Origin of the sequence: Clostridium polyendosporum, assembly GCF_018332455.1 — a bacterium.
Lineage (GTDB): Bacteria > Bacillota > Clostridia > Clostridiales > Clostridiaceae > Clostridium_AY > Clostridium_AY polyendosporum.
In genome coordinates, this window is record NZ_BOPZ01000002.1 from 62,711 (window position 1) to 83,363 (window position 20,653).

Consider the following 20,653-nt stretch of genomic DNA (forward strand, 5'->3'; position numbering starts at 1 on the left):
ATGGTTCGTTCGACTATACAAAATATCTACACAACCATATATAACCTTTCGGCTATACATGACCATAATTGATCCCCATTGATCATTAGACTAAAAGTCATCAATACTCTGTATAATCTTAGCTCGACCTTATATTATAAGTTGGAACCTTAATATAATCAATGCTATTCGACTATATTAAAGCTTTTCCCCACAATATAAAATCTTCCCTCTGACTATATAAAAGCCAATAACGACCTATATATAATCTTTGGCCGACTTATATATATACTAATATATAGAACATATATAAGTCTTGGCTCAACCGTTACGTACCCTACGTTATTATACTAACCCTTTTATCTTTATTATATACAAGAAATTTAAAACAATTTTTTCAAAAATTATTTAATAATTTTATGCAACTTTATAGTTTTGCTCTTTTTTTGTTTTCTTTTCGTAGTTGCTGTACATTATTAATGCAACTATTGTAAAGAATAGAGGTCCAGAAATCATCCATAATGTAGATTGCATATCACCATTTGTTGCAGGTTCTATTATTGTAAACAAATTAGCGAATCCTACAGTAAGAGTAACAACGATAGTAGCAATTAAACTGCTATTATAACTCTTGAAAACTTGAAAAGGCTTTTTAATATCTGTTTTCTTTTTAAATGGAGCAAATGCACCACCTATAAACAGGTAAGGAAGTGTCATAGCTACATTAGTCATTAAAACTAATTTATTAAAGAATTGAGAAGCACCTTCTCCACCAAATGATACTAGTAACACAAAGGCTGCTACAATGACGCATTGAATCCATAATGCATTTTTGGGTATATTATTTTCAATTTTACTCATTTTCTTAGGCCAAAATGTAGCTGGAGTACCTTCTATTAATTGCTTTAATGGAGCATAAGATAATGTGAAAAAAGCTCCTGTAAATGCTAAGAACATTGATAATCCAGCAAATCTTGCTACCCAAGCACCAATAATTAAGGAAGTACTTTGGCTAAATCCAAAGCCTTGGCCTAATTGGTATCCTAAGTTTTTCATTACTACATATACAACGTTACCCATATGTACATTCTTTGAAGCTAATACATCATTCCAGTTTACAAAGATACCACACAAAAATATACCTAATGAATATCCTATAGCAATAATAATTGCAGCAATTGTAATCCCTTTAGGGAATGTTACTTCAGAATTTTCAGTTTGATCCACCAAACCTCCGACTACTTCTATACCACCATAAGCAAATATCGTAAATACTAAAAATGATAAAACAGCCAATGGGGATCCATACTTAGGATTAGGAGATTGTGTAAAAGTTTCAGCAGTAATAGGTTGAGCTGCATGTCCGCCATTTGCTATTAAAACAACTACTGCACCAACTAATAATACAATGTTTAATAATGCTACCGCAGTACCACCAATTGAAGTTATTTTAGTTATTTTTTCAAAACCTCTTGATGCTGTTAATGTTACTAGTAGAATCCAAACTATACCTAATAATCCTAAAGTTTGAGTTGAATTTAGTCCTAGTAGTGACCAGCTTGAAGTTGTATCCTTTCCGAATATTACGTTTGATAATGGAATCCATATTGCAGAACAGGTGTTAACCATCCAAACTACATATGAAGCATACCACATGAATGTTCCTACAAAAGCATATTTAAGTCCAATGGATTTTTCCATCCATGAATAAATTCCACCTTTTTCATTCTTAAATGCTGCACCATATTCAGCCATCATAAATGCAAAAGGAATAAAGAATGTTATTGCGGATAAAATATACCAAGGAATTGCACTATAGCCCATTAAGTAGAATGATCTAGGCATGTTGGCAAATCCAAATACTGATGTAAAAATCATTAATACCAATGGTACTAATGTTAATTTTTTACTAACGTTTACATCTGATTTCATAATTTGTTCTCCTTTGAATGTAGATTTCACATAACTTTATAACCAATATATAATTATACTGAAATCAATATAGTGCGCAATGACTGTAAAAGAGAATTATGAGTTTGGATTTTTTTGTTGAATATTGTTAATTATTTAATTGGAATAACTTTAGAATCTTACTGAATTGTAACTAAAGATAAACAACTTCAATCTTTAAATAGTTCCTGAAAATAGACTCGACATGCAATGCTTTTTCAAGAATTATAAGTTCAGTTACGAAGTTGTGTATCTATATAAAGACGATGTATTAATATATTTCATAGAATCAGCTGGAATAAAAGAGTATAATTAGTATAAACAAAATCGTTTGTGAGGGGTAAATATGAAAAGTTATGAAGAAAAAGCTTTATATGAACTAAAAATATGGCAAAAAAAGATGGCTAAGAAACCTTCTTTTACAAGTGGCATAACAAAAGGATTACAGAATAAAGTAAATAATCTCATTCCAGAAAAGGTTCATACGGTAGTTACGGAAACTATTAAGAATATGGTTAAGGGCGTATTGATTGGTTCAGAATTTATGACTAAGCGGATATTGGTTCAAGCACCTTTGGAAGAAAGGGAACGTTTAGTAATGGATAAGTTAGACTTTTATAAAAAGGCTGCAGTTTTAAGTGGTGCTGGAACCGGTGGAGCAGGATTTTTTATTGGATTAGCGGATTTTCCTATTCTTATAAGCTTAAAAATAAAATTTTTATTTGATGTAGCAAGTTTATACGGATTTGATGTAAGAAATTATAAAGAAAGACTATATATTCTGTATATTTTTCAGTTAGCTTTTGCTAGTGACAAAAGAAGAAATGAAGTCTATAAGGAGATATTAGACTGGGATAATTATGTGCAAAAATTGCCTGATGATATAAACTCTTTTGATTGGAGAACCTTTCAACAAGAATATAGGGATTATATTGATTTAGCAAAAATGCTGCAGTTAGTTCCAGGAATAGGAGCTGTAATTGGTGCTTATGCTAATTATAAGTTAATGAATAAACTTGGAGAAATAGCTATTAATGCCTATAGACTAAGATTGTTTAACATTAAGACTCTATGATAACTATAATAGAGTCTTAATGTTATTTTCCACAAATAGTTAATACTACGTATAAAGGTTGAAAAATATGTATATATAAATTTTATTTCATACGAGTTCTACTTCTTTTTTTTATAAGGTTCTTTATGTAATATAATAATAATGCAGCTATTGGAATTATAATTGCTAATGGTAAGTGAATGTATGTTAGCGTCAGTACTTGACCTATAAAAATATGTTGTGGATAGTTTTTGGCTATTAGTAATGAAGTAATAAGAACTACTATACTGAAAGGTATGGCTAAGTATTTTGTATCTTTTAACTTTACAAGTTGAGCAGTACCAAGCATTGCTCCATACATAAAGAAACTTATCTTGATGAAACCTCCTACTACCATAATAAGGACTATAAGTATATCTACTCTATCAAATGCTTCCCCTATTTTCATTACGCGTAGAGTTTGTAGAAGGGGAAAGAGAGTCTCAGATGCAAAATCTGTTCCCAGTACAGAAATAAACATTATAGTGTTTAATGCAACAAGTATTCCTTGAAAAATCATAGCAAATGCTGCTGCTTTTCTTATTTTTGATACTTCAATAACAGATGAAAATAACATGGTGAATAGTATACTCTCACCATATGGGAAAGTAATGAGTTTCCAGCTTTCTTTTATAGGAGTTATTATTCCATTTTCAAGTACAGGCTTTAAATGATGAAAATGTAAAGCGTGTGGTGTTGTGAAAAGAAATATCCATTCCATGATAAAGAAAAATACCCACAGAGGTAAGAATATATGAGTTAATCTGTAAACATTTTCAATACCTTTAAAAACTGAATATCCTACTGGTATCATTAATGCAACAGAAGTTATAATTAATGGCAGTTTAGGCATTACAGCAATTGCTATAAGTTCTGTAAAATCCCGTAATACTCTTGCAGCTTCATATGCAAAAAAAATAATGTATATTAAACTTAATAGATACCCTATTACTCTTCCAAAAATTTTAGGTATATATGTAACAATAGTATCATCAGGGTACTTTTGCCACAGACTTGTATATAAAATTTGTAATATAACTGCTGGCAGTAAATAAAAAAGTATTGCTATCCATGCATCTTGTTTTGCTTCAGGATTAATAAAAAAAAGTACAGCGCTGCCATAAGGTACAAATACAATAGCAGAAAACAATTGATAAGCTGATATTTTTGTTTTCACAATAATCCTTCCTCTATAGATAATTTAGTTACTATTAATGAATTATTGGGTGAGAAATGAAGCCAGGTCTTTTTAAACTGGAATTTACTTTTATTTCTACTGTGATATATGGGAAAATATCGTTCCAGTTTTTCTCCATTTTTTTCCAAATGTCAGGATAAGTTCTATGTATTATGTCGCCAAAATCAAAAATGTCTGCATTCAACTTATTTTGAGCTGCATCTAAAGCAAGTTTAATTTCTTTTTCTATGGCCTTGTCTTGAATTTTACTTAAGTCATTCATTATTTCTGAGTTTTTTATAGGATCTAAATCAGCTGTCATTTCTCTTAAGTTTCCTTCTTCTTTTATAGTTATCTGTAAAGTTATACTGTTATTTTTTATGATGGGTTTTATTGTACTTTTTGATTTTATTATTTCAAAGGTAAGTATTTTGTTATTTGATGAATGCACTGTTATACTTCCACCTTTTACCTCACCTTTTACCCACTGCATGCCTCGAGTTTGATTTATGTCTAAGTATCCTATGAGTTTATCTTTTTTTAATACAGCAGTACCAACCATCTTGAATGTGTTGTCTACATTAGGACTTTTATTAAGACTAATAATTCCTAGTACCGGTGCTGCTGTTTTGCTATGTAATATATTGGCAAAATCAACTCTGCGAACTATAGGTGAATATCCCATAATTGATTGCATTTTTATTAAATTTGCTATCTCATTAGCAGGAATTGTTTCATCAGTAGTTAGTGCGGATACTATATCTGAAGACCTATCTTTTGTTATGAAAAGAGGGGTATCTGGTCTTACTGTATAAGTTCTTAAGGAAGAATCAAGAGCCAGTGATAAACCGGATTCGGCTATCCTTTCACTATAAACTAAGAATTTAATGTGAGCAAAAAATAGGTTTTTACCAAGCTCAGTAGATAGATGGTTTAAGGCATCAGCTGGTGTATCACCAGTAGTATTATATATTGTTACATCCGTTGAAACTTGCTGATTTTCTCCTTTTTTAGTATCTGTACTGCTAGATGGCTGTTTTTTTGGATTCAATATCTGAGCTGTTAACATGTATTTACCTTCTGATGAAAGGTCAAATCCCATTGCTACTAATATTGCTAATTTCTCAAGTTCTTGTTTTGTTCCCTTACAGCCTATAATAGAAAATGTAGTTATAATCATTACGAGAATCGAAAAAAATTTTTTCATAAACTACTCCTTTCTATTATTTTCTTCCATAGCTTTTTTATGTTCTTCTTTTATTGACTTAATACGAGATTTTGGTTTTCTTCGTATAGAGTGTGTTCCTGTTATAAGCCAAGATCTTTTAAATTTAGCCCATAAAGGACGCCGCATAAATAAATCTGGCAATTCATTTGTCACAACAGGTGCTAATGGTGCCATGTATGGAACACCAAATGAACGCATAGATATAAGTTTTATAAACAGTAGTATTGCTCCAGAAGTTACGCCTAATAAACCTAGAGTTCCACCAAGTAATAGAAATATAAATCTAGGAAATGTAGTTGCTGTATACATATCTGTAGATGGTATAGCAAATGAGGATATAGCTGTAGCAGCTATTACAATTACCATTGGCGTACTTGCAAGACCGGCCTCCACTGCAGCCTGTCCTAACACCACTGCACCAACAACACTTATTGCCTGGCCTACAGCTCTTGGAATTCTAACACCAGCTTCTCTTAATATTTCATATGCTAATAACATCAAAAAACACTCAAATAATGCCGGATAGGGTACTCCAGAACGAGCTTTTATAAAAGTAACCAGTAAAGGAGTTGGAATAAATTCTTGATGAAATGTTGTTATTGCTACATAAGTTCCTGGTAAGGTAAGACATATTATAAAAGATAAATATCTAATCCAGCGGTTAATAGTAGATGGAATAAATTTTAGATAGAAATCTTCATTTGTTATCATAAATTCTATAAAAAGAGAAGGCATAATTATAACTACAGGGGTTCCATCTATAATGATTGCTATGCGACCTTCTAATAGTTTGCCTGCTACCACATCTGGTTTTTCTGTGGAGAATATGGTAGGAAAACCACTTGTAGGATCATCCTCTATATATTCTTTTATATAGCTAGCTCCTAGTACTGCATCTATATCAATTTTATTTAGTCTTTTTCTTACCTCTCTTACGATGTCATGATTCGCTATATTGGAAAGATATGCAATGGCAATGTCCGTTTTAGTTTCTCTTCCTATTTTCATTGATTCCATCTTGAGGTTTGTGTTCTTAATTTTCTTTCTTATAAGAACTTTATTAGTAGCTATGGATTCTGTAAAACCTTCTCTAGGTCCACGAATAACACTTTCAACTTCAGGTTCTTCTATATTTCTTCCCGGAGGGTTGTTTACATTTATAACCAGTGCTTCATTTACTTTATCTATAAACAAAATAAGTTTTCCACTCAATATTGAATCTATAATTTTATCCATATCAATATAAATATCGTTATCTCTTATTCCTAATAAATATTTAGAATAGTCCTTACTATTAGGAGTATAAGTTTTTTCTTGATTTTCTTTAGTTAATTTTTCAATTATAGATTGTTCAATGAGATTTGTTTGTATCATATTATCTATGTACACAAGCATCGCACTAAACTCTGGATTGTTTGTGATTTTTAGTTCTCTAATAATTAAATCGGAACAATTCTCAAATATGTTTTTTATATATTGTTTATTTTCTTCTAGTATATGTGAAATTTTAATGTTTTCATCTTTAGGTACCTTAGCAGTTTCATTTATAGTCTTTTTTTTACTGTTTTCATCGCTTAATGAAAACATGGTTTTTATTAAATCTAACACTTAATTCACCTACCTTTGGTAATATTGTGTGATAAATTTGGTTATTTATTCATGGAGATTATATAGCAGGGTATAAGCATAAATTTTTCTAAACTGATAGAAATTACAATATGCCATATAGTGGAATTTGATATAATATTTTCAAAAAAAATTATAAAAAGATGTTGTAAATATTTGAGAAACATATTAATATAATAGGAAAGGTAGGTAATGGTTAATTGAAATACAAAAGGTAAAATATAAATGATTGTTTTATTTTAGAAATTATTGATAAGGTATGTGGTTACTAGTACTTTTAATCAATATTGTGGGGAAGTTAATATAACAAGAATATGGAGAAAGGGTGTTGATTTTATGTGCATTACGATTGTAGGTGGAGATAATATTGCAAAGATAAATGGTAATCTTTATAAAAATGGTTTTTTTGTAATTAAACACATAAGCGGTAGAAAAAAGAGTCATAAATGTGTTGAAATTCCTAAAAACACTGATATAGTGTTGGTATTTATAGATTATGTAAATCATAAATTATGTGAACATATAAAAAGGGAATCTAAAAAAATGGGTATAAAGGCAGTGTACTCCAAAAGAGCATGGTCTTATATTGAGACCCTATTATGTGAATAAAAACATAATCTTTCAATCTTTATCTCATAATTTTTAATAGCATCAAGTCTCTTTAACGTTCCTGTTACATTTTGTGAAATGACACCAAATCTTTTCGATATTTAACACTTTTCTTAAAATTATTGATTTAATATGAACTTATATATCCAAATTACAAATTTAGTTATGAAATTGTTTATCCATATTTTTGAATATCGGTAGCAATCTTTTTTATTATCCCTGCATTTAAGTGTTATAAAATCATAAAATATATATGTGTAATATATTTAGGAGAGAGTACATATGTGTACAAATAAAAGTTATCCTATTGTTGATGGAAGCTTTATTCAATCCGATATGGTATATACTTGGGATGATTCGATGTGGTTAAAGGAATTTGGATATCTAAAAGAAGCTAATATGCACTATGTAGTTATTATGGGAGCATCTGTCACAGAAGGGGACACTATTAAAACAATTTACCCTACGAAAATTTCGAGGGGAGCAATGAAGTATGATGGAATAAATGTAATAGATAGTTTTCTTAGAAATGCAGAAAAAGTTGGAATGAAGACATTTTTAGGTATAAATTTTAATGGAGATTGGTGGAAAAAGCACGCAAATGATCCTGCATGGCTTTATGCTCAAATGGAGAGGGGAAATCTTGTAGCTGATGAGCTTTTTAGTCTGTATCATTCTAAATATCCAAATGCTTTTTATGGCTGGTATTGGATGTATGAAGTAGACAATTTAAACTTTAGAACTGAGGGACAGCTAAATGTGTTGGCTAAAGCTATTAATATTAACTTAAAGTATCTTAGAGAGAAAAATGAAAGATTACCTGTCCTAATTTCTCCTTTTATGAACTCAAAATTTTCAACCCCAGAACAGTATGCAGAGAGTTGGGCGTATATCTTAAAAAACACAGAGCTTGGACGAGGGGACATATTTTGTCCTCAGGATTCAGTAGGGAGTGGAGGAATAAATGTTGATGAAGTAGAAAAGTGGTTTTCTGAGCTCAAAAAGGCTGTAAATACAAAACCTGGTTTACTGTTTTGGGCAAATAATGAAAACTTTGATCAAAGAGATTGGTCAAGTGCTACTTTAGATAGATTTATAAAGCAGCTGCAGTTTACAGATCCTTATGTCACCAACCACATAACTTTTGCATACAGCCATTATTATAGTCCTAATAACATTCACTATGGATTTCATAAAACTTATTTAAAATATGTTAATAATGGAATCTTAGAGAAAAGTTGTCCAACTGCACCTAAAAACCTAAAATTAAAGGTTATTGATAAATCTAAAGTATTACTAAGTTGGGAACAGTCAGAGGATAATATAGGTATATACGGTTATGAAGTATATAGAGATGCAAAACTTATCTATAGTTCTAAGAGGCAGAGAGTGTATGGTGGGGCTAAAGAAGATATTTCTACTAAATACTTAGATAGTTTAAGAGTGGGATATACAAGAATAAAATATATATACAAGTTAAGAGCTTTTGATTTTGCTGGAAACTTCTCAGAATTTAGTAAAGAGGCTGAAATAGCAGTAGAAGGAAGTTTGTGGAATAGGTTAAAACAATGCTTTAAAAGTATAAGACAAATCTTTAGTAAGAAAATGTGAAAAGCCAGCATATGCTGACTTTTCTATATTTTAAAAATCTACTTTTTCTCCATAGTATGCACATTCATATAATTTTTGCATTTCTGCTGGCGTTATTTGTCTTGGGTTGCATCCTGTACAAGCGTCTTCAACAGCTCTTTCTGCGATAACTTGTACTTTATTCTTAAATTCTTCTTCATTAATTCCATATTCTTTTAGTGTTAAAGGAATGTTCATTTTCTTATTCATCTCTATAATCATTGAGGTCAATGAATCAACTAATTCTTCATCAGTGGTTCCTGCCAACCCAAGCCTCTTTGATATATACGCATATCTATCAATACAAGCCTTCTTATTGAAGTCTATTACATATGGTAGATAGATTGCATTTGCACATCCGTGAGGAATATGGAATACAGCTCCAGATTTATGAGCCATACTGTGAGTTATTCCAAGTAAAGCATTTGAAAATGCCATTCCTGCTAAACATTGAGCATAATGCATTTGTTCTCTGGCTTCCATATTTTCTTCAAAAGAAGGTATTAAATAATCTCTAATCATTTCTATAGCCTGTATAGCTAATGGGTCTGAGAACGGTGAGTGTAATGCAGCAACATATGCTTCAATAGCATGAGTTAATGCATCCATACCAGTGTGAGCAGTTAATGTTTTAGGCATAGTTTCTGCTAAATTAGAATCAACTACAGCTATATCAGGAGTTATGTTGAAATCAGCTAAAGGATACTTTATTTCTGTCTTGTAGTCTGTAATCACTGAGAATGCAGTAACTTCTGTTGCAGTTCCTGAAGTTGAAGGTATAGCTATAAACCTAGCCTTATTTCTTAATTCAGGAATTGTAAATGGGTCCTTTATATCATCAAACTTTAATTCAGGATGTTCATAGAATACCCACATAGCCTTTGCAGCATCTATTGGAGAACCCCCACCGATTGATACTATCCAATCTGGTTCAAACTCTCTCATTACTTCAGCACCCTTAAATACAGTTTCTACTGATGGATCTGGTTCTACTCCTTCAAAAAGCTTAACTTCCATACCGGCTTCTTCTAAGTAAGCTACTACTTTATCAAGGAATCCAAACCTTTTCATTGAGCCCCCGCCTACAACTACTATAGCCTTCTTTCCTTTTATAGTCTTAAGTACCTCCATTGAACCTTTTCCAAAATATAAATCTCTTGGCAATGTAAATCTGTTCACTATATTTTCCTCCTTCTAATTTCCAATATATACCACACAACTTTAATTATACCCTTTTTATTCCTTGTTATCAAATTTTTAACAGAAAATAAAACAAGGTTAGTATCTACTTACTTGTTTTCTCTAAATAGATTTTTATTTTACATTCTTTTTTTACAAAAAAGTAAAGAGAGGGATAACTTACATTATAATTTTAAAAGGAATTTTAAATTTAGTTGTCATGATAACAGATATAATTATACAAACAAACCAAGCTAAAAGAGGTTTGTCATGATGCAGTTTTAATACTGGGAACTGGTACGTATTATGTAACATAGACCACCAGATATTCCAGCCATTATCGTAGCCAACTAATCCCAATGAATACAGAATGGCTTCTATTCCAGTATAAATAAATACCCATAGTACTATATATATAACTTGATCATATAATTTCTTCGGATAGTGAGTTAGATATATTAATACACTAAAAGAAAAGACTGTAAATATGTTAAATAGATCATTAAAAGGAAATCTAATATAGCTACATCTAAATACCCAGAGCCAATTATCATAAAATGTTAAACAATAGATAATGTCACCAAAGGCAAAAAATAACATAGAAGGATAATATACTCTCCAGTTTTTCCAATCTCCCCATTTATAAGCAGCAAGTGACCATATTACTCCGTGTATTAAACGTACTACTACATTCATATTGATTCCTCCTAAATTATTAACATCAATATTAATGGATTGTTTTTTATGCTTAATTTGTTTTAATTGAGTTATATATTAATGAGAAAAAATTTAATTAAAAAACAAGTTTAATGGCATGATTAGAAAAGAAAGTTTCTATTTTTCAAACTTTCTTTCTGAATCAAAGTTCCCCATTGAACTTGTTTTATTTTGAGTATAAATAGTTTTCTATAAGATATACAAGTATTCATCATCTCTAAGTAAATAAAATATTATTCACCTATGTTTCGTAATATTATCGAAGTTGTAGTAGGTTTTATTAATTTGATTGATAATTAATTAACAATATTTTTCCCTTTTAAATATTTATTATACAGTTAACTTGGTTCTACATTTACTTCTCGTTAGACGGTAATAATATAAATATAACATCATTTTTTTATTATTTAATTGTATTTAAGGATGATGAAAAAGGTTGCTTTATTTCTTTATTATGGTGCAGGGAGCCAAAGGAGTGAAAGTTAATATGAGTAAAGATACGATAATTATGTGTATTGGGTGTTTATTAGCTACAATTCTACTCATACTATTTGTTCCAAGGAATAAAATCAGGGAGGCACATGTGATTTTTCTTTTTGTACAAGTAATAACATGGTTGGTAGGGCTAATAGTTGTAGAATATAGATTAATTGAATACCCCGATCGATTTTTTGAATATTCCACAAAAACAAGTTTTGCTTTTGAGTATTTTATTTATCCTTCGATTTGTATTATATTTAACTTATATTATCCTGAAAAGAAAAATATCTTTAGGCAGTTTATGCATAATGCTTATTATTGTACAGGTATAACAATTACAGAGGTGCTTTGTGAAAGATATACAAACATAATTAAATACATACATTGGTCTTGGTATATAACATGGATTACTCTTTTTATAACTTTTTATGCCTCAAGGATATATTATGTTTGGTTCTTTAGATTAAAAAATAATTAATACACATTTTTTAAAAAGATGATAGGAGGAATCCAAAGGTTTCTTTATTTTTATTAATAAAAACTAATCATAAGAAGAAATCAGGTTAATGTTTTTTGCTTATCCATAGACTACTTTTTAGTGTTTTAATATATCATCCGCAAGACATAAAACAGCATTTTAATAACATTTGGCACTATTTTAAGGAAGTATGACTAATTAGGAGGCATAAAATGTTAAAACCAAAACTTTTTTCAATTATTAAACATAGAGATGTTGAATTAAATAAAAGTCAAATTATTAACGATGTTATAGCAGGAATTATAGTGGCAATTATTGCGCTTCCTTTGTCAGTAGCACTTGGTATTGCATCAGGTGTAACTCCAGAAAAAGGTTTAATTACGGCAATTATTGCAGGGTTTTTTATATCATTTCTTGGTGGTAGTAGGGTTCAAATTGGAGGACCAACTGGTGCCTTTGTAATTATCCTCTATGGCATAGTATCAAAGTATGGTGGTCAGGGGTTAACAGTTGCAACGATTATGGCAGGCATATTTATGATATTTTTTGGATTTATGAGATTGGGAAGTGTGATTAAGTATATTCCATACCCTATAACAACTGGTTTTACAAGTGGTATAGCGGTGGTTTTATTTTCTACCCAAGTAAAAGATTTATTGGGGTTATCTATTAAAGAAGTGCCCTCAGAATTTTTCGATAAATGGCAGGCATATTTCTCAAACCTTTCCACAATAGATATTACTACAATGGTAGTAGGTTTAGTTTCATTGCTCATTATTGTAATATCGCCTAAAATCAACAAAACAATTCCAGGATCTTTAATTGCTCTAGTAGTAGCAACTTTAGCAGTTAAAGTATTACATTTACCTGTTGACACAATTGGAAGTAGATTTGGAGAAATTTCAAGTTCTATTACATTCATTAATTTAGAGGATTTTCACATTAATATATCCATAGTTAAGGAATTAATAAGACCTGCTATTACCATTGCTTTTTTAGCAAGTGTTGAATCTTTGTTATCAGCAGTTGTTGCAGATGGTATGATCGGTAAAAAACATAATTCCAATATGGAACTTATTGCACAAGGTGTTGCCAATATTGCATCAGCACTTTTTGGAGGGATTCCTGCAACTGGGGCAATAGCTAGAACAGCTGCAAATGTAAAAAGTGGCGGACGTACACCTATAGCAGGAATTGTTCATGCATTAATGCTTTTGGTTATTATGCTAGTTTTCATGCCGTTTGCAAAATTTATTCCAATGACCACTTTATCAGCTATTCTTGTTATTGTATCTTATAACATGAGCGAATGGCGTTCATTTAAAGGATTGTTAAAATCCACAAAGAGTGATATAGCCGTATTAATGGTGACATTTTTATTTACTATATTATTTGATTTAGTAATTGCAATAGAAATAGCCATGGTAATTGCAATGTTTTTATTTGTTAAAAGAATGTCTGAAAGTACACAAATTGAAAATAGCAGTCAATATTATAAAGACAATTTTGAAGAAAGTGAAGATGAAGATGAATATTCAATTTTAGCACAAAAAGATAATTTACATGAACATTTAGGTTCTAAAATTTTGTTATATGAAATTAATGGACCTCTTTTCTTTGGAGCTGCAAATACATTCATTGATATTATGAATGAAATTAAGAGTGATTCAAATATTATTATTTTCAAAATGAAAAATGTTCCCAATATGGATGCCACAGCTTTTAATGTTCTAAAAACAATAGATAAAAAATGTAAAGAAAAACATATTTTAATACTTTATTCAGAAGTTAATGAGCAACCTATGAAATTGATGATAAATACTGGGTTTGTATCTAAGATAGGAGAAGATTGTTTTTTCGAAAGTACTGAAAGAGCAATAAAGACTGCAAATGAAATTATTAATTGTAAAGTGTCACTTTAATAACATTCGATTCATAATTTAGTTATATATACTTATATGTGTTTGTAGCTTTATGGCAGCATCAATATTCGGTGAGGCAGGCATTGAATGAGCATAAAGAAGTTTTACTTGGTACTAAACTATTTGAGCATGAAAAGAACTTTTAAAAAATAACGTATATAGATTTGTGTAAATTCAAATCTATATACGTTATTTTACTGAATTGCCGATAATCTTTCTATATAGTATTAATATAATAAGTGTAAAAAGAGAGTGCGGAACTAGCAACATATAATAAAGAAAGCATGCTAGGTGGATTTAATAATAGACTTAATACTCAATCTTTTAATGCTGCAAACTTTTGGGTTCCATAGTTTTATATATTATCTTTAGAAATTTTAAGAAGATGTGTTATAGATATTTTTTATGTGTAAAAGCGAGCTAAAGGCTTTCTTATTTTTATTAATAAAAATTAATCATATAAATAATAATAATTACGATATAAGAAGTGGAGGGTGAGAGTGTAAAAGATAGAAAATCTAATAGACTAATAAATCAGAAATCCCCATATTTATTGCAACATGCATATAATCCAGTTGATTGGTATCCATGGGGAGAGGAAGCCTTTGAAAAGGCAAAAAGAGAAGATAAACCAGTTTTTCTAAGCATTGGATATTAGACCTGTCATTGGTGTCATGTTTGTTATTAACAGCAAATCAGAATTACATCTCTTTGAAATTCTCTATTAATTCATTCTTGTTCTGTATGAAGAATATGAAAAGCCAGGATATATTTTAGAGTACATAGTAGGACTTGCGGATAGTACTGAAAAGTAGTTTATTTAGATAGGAGGAAAATCAAGTTGGGGTAAATATCTAAATAGTGATTCAGCTCGAAATCCATCTAATAATTAAAAAAGTGTCGAAGGTGTTCCTTTTAACATACTATATAGCAAAATATTCATTTCTATTATATGAGGAATATAATAAAGTAAAAATATTGGGTGGTGTTATTATGAGCAATATTGTATGGGCTTGGGGATATAATGGTGTGGGTCAATTAGGGAATGGTACAAATACTGATAGTAATATTCCAGTACAAGTTTTAAATACTAATAATATAGTTGAAGTATCTGGTGGAATATCTCATAGTTTAGCTCTTGATAGCAGTGGAAATGTATGGGCTTGGGGATATAATTATTATGGCCAATTAGGGAATGGTACAAATACTGATAGTAATATTCCAGTACAAGTTTCAAATATTAATAATATAATTGCAGTATCTGGTGGAGGAAGTCATAGTTTAGCTCTTGATAGTAATGGAAATGTATGGGCTTGGGGATATAATTATTCTGGTCAATTAGGGAATGGTACAAATACTGATAGTAGTATTCCAGTACAAGTTTTAAATATTAATAATATAGTTGCAGTAACTGGTGGAGGAAGTCATAGTTTAGCCCTTGATAGTAATGGAAATATATGGGCTTGGGGAGGTAATTATTCTGGTGAATTAGGGAATGGTACAAATACTAATAGTAATATTCCAGTACAAGTTTCAAATATTAATAATATAGTTGCAGTATCTGGTGGAGGAGTGCATAGTTTAGCCGTTGATAGTAGTGGAAATGTATGGGCTTGGGGAAATAATTCATTTGGCCAATTAGGGAATGGTACAAATACTGGTAGTAATATTCCAGTACAAGTTTCAAATATTAATAATATAATTGCAGTATCTGGTGGAGGATTGCATAGTTTAGCCCTTGATAGTAGTGGAAATGTGTGGTCTTGGGGATATAATTATTCTGGTCAATTAGGGAATGGTACAAATACTGATAGTAATATTCCAGTACAAGTTTTAAATATTAATAATATAATTGCAGTATCTGGTGGATATACTCATAGTTTAACCCTTGATAGTAATGGAAATGTATGGTCTTGGGGATATAATATTGATGGTGAATTAGGGAATGGTACAAATACTGATAGTAATATTCCAGTACAAGTTTCAAATATTAATAATATAATTGCAGTATCTGGTGGATGGTATCATAGTCTTGCAATCAGTCAAACCTTACCAAGAAGAGGAGTATTGATATTTTATTAATTGTATAATGAATTAAAGTGCGGAAAGGACTGAATTAACAAGCTTTTCTACACTTTTTTTATTATTTTTACAGTAAATACTATCATCAAGGGCTATAAATTTCATTAATAGTACTTGATGATGTAAGAAGTATAGATAGAATTAACATGTAATATGCCATATTGAACATGGGTAAATTATTAACACTAGTTAAAAGATAAAAAAGGGAGTGAAATAGTATGTTAGGTTCAAAAGAAAAGTCAAATAGACTAATAAATCAGAAAGCCCCATATTTATTGCAGCAGGCATATAACCCAGTTGATTGGTATCCATGGGGAGAAGAAGCTTTTGAAAAGGATTTTAGGGAAGATAAGCCGGATTTTCCAAGTGTTGGATATTAGACCTGCCATTGGTGTCATGTCTGTTATTAACAGCAAAATGAACTACATCTCTTTGAAATTTTCTATTAATTCGTTCTTGTTCTGCATGGAGAATATGAAAAGCTAGGATATATACTGAATTTTATATATCTTAAAAATCTACTTTTTCTACATAGTATCCACACTAATATAAATTTTGCATTTCTGCTGGAGCTATTGTCTTGGGTTGCATCTTGTACAAGCGTCTTGAACATTTATTTCTCTAATAACTTGTATTTTGTTCTTGAAGTCTTCTGTATTAACTCCATATTTTTTTACGATTAGAGGAACATTAATTTTCTTGTTCATACATATAAGTGTTTTATGGTAGGGTGCACATCGGTGAGGAATATAAAATATAACTCTAGACATATGAGACATACTGTGATTTATTCCAAGTAGAGTGTTTCAAAACCATTTATCAGTAGATTTATACTTCACAGGTGCAAATATAAAAAATCATAAAATTTTGCTATACCATATTATGCAGTAAGTGATTTGGTATTTTATGTAATTAGAGTTATAATGATATATGAGGTTAATTCGAAATTGTAGTATAAGACGAATTAAAATTTATATGAATTTTAAATAATAGTTATTTATAAGTATCGAATAGATTACACATTTTTTGAACTTTTTATCTGGTTATACGTTTAATAATTGCGAGGTGAAAAAATGAATGCAATAAATATAGAAAATCTTAAAAAATCCTATGATGGGCAGACTAATGCTTTGAACAATATAAGTCTAAGTATACCAAAAGGTGAGATATTTGGCTTTCTTGGCCCTAATGGTTCAGGGAAAACCACTACAGTTAGAATTCTTAATGGAATTCTTTCAGCAACATCAGGACATGCTGAAATTTTAGGGATACCTGTGGGGGAAAATAATCTTGAGATTCATAGATTATGTGGAGTTATGACCGAAAGTTCCTCCTGTTATGAAAATCTTACTGCCGAACAAAATCTAATATTCTTTGGGAAAATGCATGGAATTGAGGAAAAATCGCTTAATGAACGTACTAATTTTATATTGAAAAGGCTGGAGTTACTAGATGTAAAGAATAAAAAGGTAAAATTTTTCAGTACAGGAATGAGAAAGAGAATTTCCTTGGCTATAGCATTAGTTCACAATCCTCAGATTTTATTCCTTGATGAACCTACTTCTGGTTTAGACCCAGAAAATGCACTGAATGTTACAAGGCTTATAAAAGAACTTGCAGAGGAAAACGAGGTTACAATCTTTCTTTGTACCCATCAATTAAAATATGCTGAAGATATTTGTACACTATATGGTTTTATAAATAATGGCAATATCCTTGGTTTAGGTACATTTGATGAACTTGCTTCAAGGAAAAATGCAACCCTTCGATTAAAAATTAGAGGGAAAAATATTTCGGAGAAATTTAGATTTATCCATGAAGGTAATGATATATATAGCAAATCTATTTTAGGAGACAAAGAGGTAAATACTCTAATACAAGGCATACTGACAAGTGGTGGGGAAATTTATGAGGCTGTACAGCAGAAATGGTCTTTGGAACAACTGTACTTTAAATATATAAAAGGTATATCTGATGATATAACATTATAAGTCTGGAGTGGTTAGAATATGAATAGAAATGAAAAAGCATTGATATATAAAGATATAAATGAAATAACAAGTTCAAGACGGGTTATTATGCCTATGACTATTGTACCAATTATTCTGATTGTAATCATACCCCTAGCAATATTGATAGGTGCTAACTATATTGGAAATGATTCAAATATGTTTACAAAGATAGCTCCTCTTCTAAAAAAATTGCCTTCTGAATATACAACATATACTCCAGCGCAACTTTTAATAAAAGTAACGATAAACTTTATGTTTCCGTCATACTTTCTTATAATTCCAATAATGTGTTCAGGAGTTATTGGAGCCAGTAGTTTTGTGGGAGAAAAGGAACATAAAACTCTGGAGTCTCTGCTTTACACACCAATATCCATGGAACAACTGCTTAGAGCCAAGATTTTAGGCGTTTTTGTGCCGTCTTACATCGTGACTTTGATTTCATTTATAGTTTTTGGCATCATATTTAATGTAGGTGGTTTTATCTATTTTGGAGGACTTATTTTTCCAGATATAAAATGGCTCATAATCATACTTTGGATTTCACCTGCAATCAATTTATTATCGCTAATATTTACTGTGATGGTATCGGCAAAGTCAGAAACCTTCCAAGAAGCACAGCAAGTAAGTGGCCTTCTTGTCATTCCAGTGATTCTTGTATTAGTGGCTCAAATGACAGGTGTACTTTTGCTCAGTAAACTTGTAATGTTTATAGGGGGTGGTGTTCTCTTGATACTTGATTACATATTGATAAAGAGGATTTCCTCTAAGTTTATTCCTGAGAAACTGATCTAAATATCTGTTATTGACCTTTTAATTTTGTTCCTCACGTAATGAACTTTTATGTTTTTTTGACGACAAAGTACCAGTAAATATACTGAAAAAATATCATTTAAAAGAAATACACGGGGCAGACAAGTATCTTAGGTGCTGGTCTGAATGGTATGGTTAGCATATAAGGGAGACTTGACTGTTCACGAATAGACTTAGTTCGGAGTATTCTTATGTTCCGAATTTTTGGGTTTCATAGTTATATATTATATTTAGAAATTTTGAAGAGATGTATCGTAGATATTCTTTTATGTGTGAAGGGAAGCTAAATAAAGGCTTCCTTATTTTCATTAATAAAAATCAACCATATAAATAATAATAATTACTATATAAGAAGTGGAGGGTGAAAGTATGGAAAGTGTGAAAGATAAAAAATCTAATAAACTAATAAATCAGAAATTGCCATATTTATTGTAGCATGCATATAACCCCGTTAATTGGTATCCATGTTGAGAACATTCGCCTTATGTAAGATTATGAGCATAAAATTTAGCTTATTTAGTACTCATAATTCTTATAGGTTGCATATATCCTAAAAATAGGACATATGCAGTCAAGTATAATTTTACGAAATATTATTAAAATAAATATTCTAAACATAGATTTAATGAATTGCATAGTAATGATTCCCACTTCACATTTCAATGTTTTTAATTATTGTATTAACAGATGGTTTGGGAGATATAAAAGGAGGAATGAATGGAGAAAATGAATTATGTAAAATACATACGTGATAGAGTTGGAAATGATGTAATAAACTTAATAGGGGTAAATGTATTAATAATAAATGAAAACAATCAAATTCTACTTCAGAAAAGGGGAACATTTCCTTATAAATGGGGATTGGTTGGAGGGATTACGGAATTGGGAGAATCCCTTGAAGAAACTGCTATTAGAGAAGCAAAAGAAGAAACTGGACTAGATATTAAGGAACTAAATTTACTAGGAACTACATCAGGAGAAAAATGTTATATAGATTTTCCTAATGGTGATAAAGCATATTTTATAACTGTTGGATATTTTACCAAAAGTTTTAGTGGCGAATTGAAGATAGACAATTTGGAAACTAAGGAATTGAAGTTTTTTAGTTATGAAGAATTACCTGATAACATACCCAATAGCCACAGAATAATGCTAGATAAATATTATAATAATTAAAATCAAAAATGTTTAGTTACCAATCCTTTATTATATTGAGTCGAAATCTTCTTATGTTACGAACTTTTGGGTTTCATAGTTATATAGTATCTTTAGAAATTTTAAGAAGGCGTGTTATAGATATTTTTCATGTGTAAAAGGGAGCTAAAGGCTTCCTTATTTTTATTTGCTGCCATTTCAGAAAGTAAAATCTAGCTAAGTTGAATAGGCTCGATACCTATTCAACTTTATTTTTATTAATAAAAATTAATCATATAAATAATAATAATTACGATATAAGAAGTGAAGGGTGAAAGTATGGAAAGTGTAAAAGATAAAAAACCTAATAAGTTAATAAATCAGAAATCCCCATATTTATTACAGCACGCCTACAATCCAGTAGACTGGTATCCATGGGGAGAGGAAGCTTTTGAAAAGGTGGATATGAATTATAAACCAATTTTTTTAATTATTTTACATCGAGCCTATCATTGGTATCGTGTCTGTTAATAGCATTATATCTCTTC

Annotated in this window: 16 protein-coding genes and 2 pseudogenes; 12 read left to right on the forward strand and 6 right to left on the reverse strand. The window is 30.3% G+C overall.

The window, feature by feature from the left end:
- Positions 1-396: 396 nt before the first annotated feature.
- Positions 397-1,911: a glutamate/gamma-aminobutyrate family transporter YjeM gene (gene yjeM / locus CPJCM30710_RS01405; RefSeq protein ID WP_212902383.1), complete on the reverse strand. Its 1,515-nt coding sequence runs from the start codon at positions 1,909-1,911 to the stop codon at positions 397-399.
- A gap of 364 nt (positions 1,912-2,275) precedes the next feature.
- Here yjeM and CPJCM30710_RS01410 point away from each other — a divergent pair, with 364 nt between their 5' ends.
- Positions 2,276-3,004: an EcsC family protein gene (locus CPJCM30710_RS01410; RefSeq protein WP_212902384.1), complete on the forward strand. Its 729-nt coding sequence runs from the start codon at positions 2,276-2,278 to the stop codon at positions 3,002-3,004.
- Positions 3,005-3,086: 82 nt separating this feature from the next.
- Here CPJCM30710_RS01410 and CPJCM30710_RS01415 read toward each other — a convergent pair whose 3' ends face one another.
- The 3 genes from CPJCM30710_RS01415 to CPJCM30710_RS01425 are packed head-to-tail and all read right to left on the reverse strand — an operon-like array spanning position 3,087 to position 7,035.
- Positions 3,087-4,199, reverse strand: a complete 1,113-nt coding sequence (locus tag CPJCM30710_RS01415; protein ID WP_212902385.1) for a GerAB/ArcD/ProY family transporter — start codon at positions 4,197-4,199, stop codon at positions 3,087-3,089.
- Between the two features lie 34 nt (positions 4,200-4,233).
- Positions 4,234-5,406 (reverse strand): Ger(x)C family spore germination protein, encoded by a 1,173-nt coding sequence (locus CPJCM30710_RS01420; protein WP_212902386.1) that lies wholly within the window; start codon positions 5,404-5,406, stop codon positions 4,234-4,236.
- Between the two features lie 3 nt (positions 5,407-5,409).
- Positions 5,410-7,035 carry a spore germination protein gene (locus CPJCM30710_RS01425; protein ID WP_212902387.1) on the reverse strand — a complete coding sequence of 542 codons (1,626 nt, stop codon included), beginning with the start codon at positions 7,033-7,035 and terminating at the stop codon, positions 5,410-5,412.
- 354 nt (positions 7,036-7,389) lie between these two features.
- On the opposite strand from CPJCM30710_RS01425, the gene CPJCM30710_RS01430 reads away from it, so the two are divergent.
- Positions 7,390-7,662: a DUF2325 domain-containing protein gene (locus CPJCM30710_RS01430; RefSeq protein ID WP_212902388.1), complete on the forward strand. Its 273-nt coding sequence runs from the start codon at positions 7,390-7,392 to the stop codon at positions 7,660-7,662.
- 282 nt (positions 7,663-7,944) lie between these two features.
- The gene (locus tag CPJCM30710_RS01435; RefSeq protein WP_212902389.1) at positions 7,945-9,273 is read left to right on the forward strand and encodes a DUF4434 domain-containing protein; all 1,329 of its coding nucleotides are present in this window, start codon (positions 7,945-7,947) and stop codon (positions 9,271-9,273) included.
- Positions 9,274-9,303: 30 nt separating this feature from the next.
- Here CPJCM30710_RS01435 and CPJCM30710_RS01440 read toward each other — a convergent pair whose 3' ends face one another.
- Together CPJCM30710_RS01440 and CPJCM30710_RS01445 are read right to left on the reverse strand one after the other, a co-directional pair.
- Positions 9,304-10,470, reverse strand: a complete 1,167-nt coding sequence (locus CPJCM30710_RS01440) for an iron-containing alcohol dehydrogenase (RefSeq protein ID WP_212902390.1) — start codon at positions 10,468-10,470, stop codon at positions 9,304-9,306.
- 180 nt (positions 10,471-10,650) lie between these two features.
- Positions 10,651-11,166: a CBO0543 family protein gene (locus tag CPJCM30710_RS01445; protein ID WP_212902391.1), complete on the reverse strand. Its 516-nt coding sequence runs from the start codon at positions 11,164-11,166 to the stop codon at positions 10,651-10,653.
- A gap of 529 nt (positions 11,167-11,695) precedes the next feature.
- Here CPJCM30710_RS01445 and CPJCM30710_RS17990 point away from each other — a divergent pair.
- From CPJCM30710_RS17990 to CPJCM30710_RS01485, 9 genes and pseudogenes are all read left to right on the forward strand, one after another.
- On the forward strand, positions 11,696-12,145 hold the full coding sequence (locus CPJCM30710_RS17990; RefSeq protein WP_281413943.1) for a CBO0543 family protein: 450 nt from the start codon (positions 11,696-11,698) through the stop codon (positions 12,143-12,145).
- Positions 12,146-12,357: 212 nt separating this feature from the next.
- Complete coding sequence (locus CPJCM30710_RS01450) at positions 12,358-14,067, forward strand: SulP family inorganic anion transporter (protein WP_212902392.1); 1,710 nt, start codon at positions 12,358-12,360, stop codon at positions 14,065-14,067.
- Between the two features lie 487 nt (positions 14,068-14,554).
- Positions 14,555-14,722 (forward strand): annotated as a pseudogene (locus tag CPJCM30710_RS01455) (DUF255 domain-containing protein); the annotation flags it as partial.
- Positions 14,723-15,060: 338 nt separating this feature from the next.
- Positions 15,061-16,149, forward strand: coding sequence for an RCC1 domain-containing protein (locus CPJCM30710_RS01460; protein ID WP_212902394.1), 1,089 nt, complete (start codon positions 15,061-15,063; stop codon positions 16,147-16,149).
- A gap of 218 nt (positions 16,150-16,367) precedes the next feature.
- A pseudogene (locus CPJCM30710_RS01465) lies at positions 16,368-16,526 on the forward strand (DUF255 domain-containing protein); the annotation flags it as partial.
- Positions 16,527-17,222: 696 nt separating this feature from the next.
- Entirely contained in the window at positions 17,223-18,140 is a 918-nt protein-coding gene (locus CPJCM30710_RS01470; protein WP_212902396.1) for an ABC transporter ATP-binding protein, read from the forward strand.
- An 18-nt stretch (positions 18,141-18,158) separates the two neighbouring features.
- Positions 18,159-18,953: an ABC transporter permease subunit gene (locus CPJCM30710_RS01475; protein ID WP_212902397.1), complete on the forward strand. Its 795-nt coding sequence runs from the start codon at positions 18,159-18,161 to the stop codon at positions 18,951-18,953.
- A 735-nt stretch (positions 18,954-19,688) separates the two neighbouring features.
- Positions 19,689-20,147 carry an NUDIX hydrolase gene (locus tag CPJCM30710_RS01480; protein WP_246503424.1) on the forward strand — a complete coding sequence of 153 codons (459 nt, stop codon included), beginning with the start codon at positions 19,689-19,691 and terminating at the stop codon, positions 20,145-20,147.
- A gap of 297 nt (positions 20,148-20,444) precedes the next feature.
- The gene (locus CPJCM30710_RS01485) at positions 20,445-20,636 is read left to right on the forward strand and encodes a DUF255 domain-containing protein (protein WP_212902398.1); all 192 of its coding nucleotides are present in this window, start codon (positions 20,445-20,447) and stop codon (positions 20,634-20,636) included.
- The last annotated feature ends 17 nt before the right edge of the window (positions 20,637-20,653 follow it).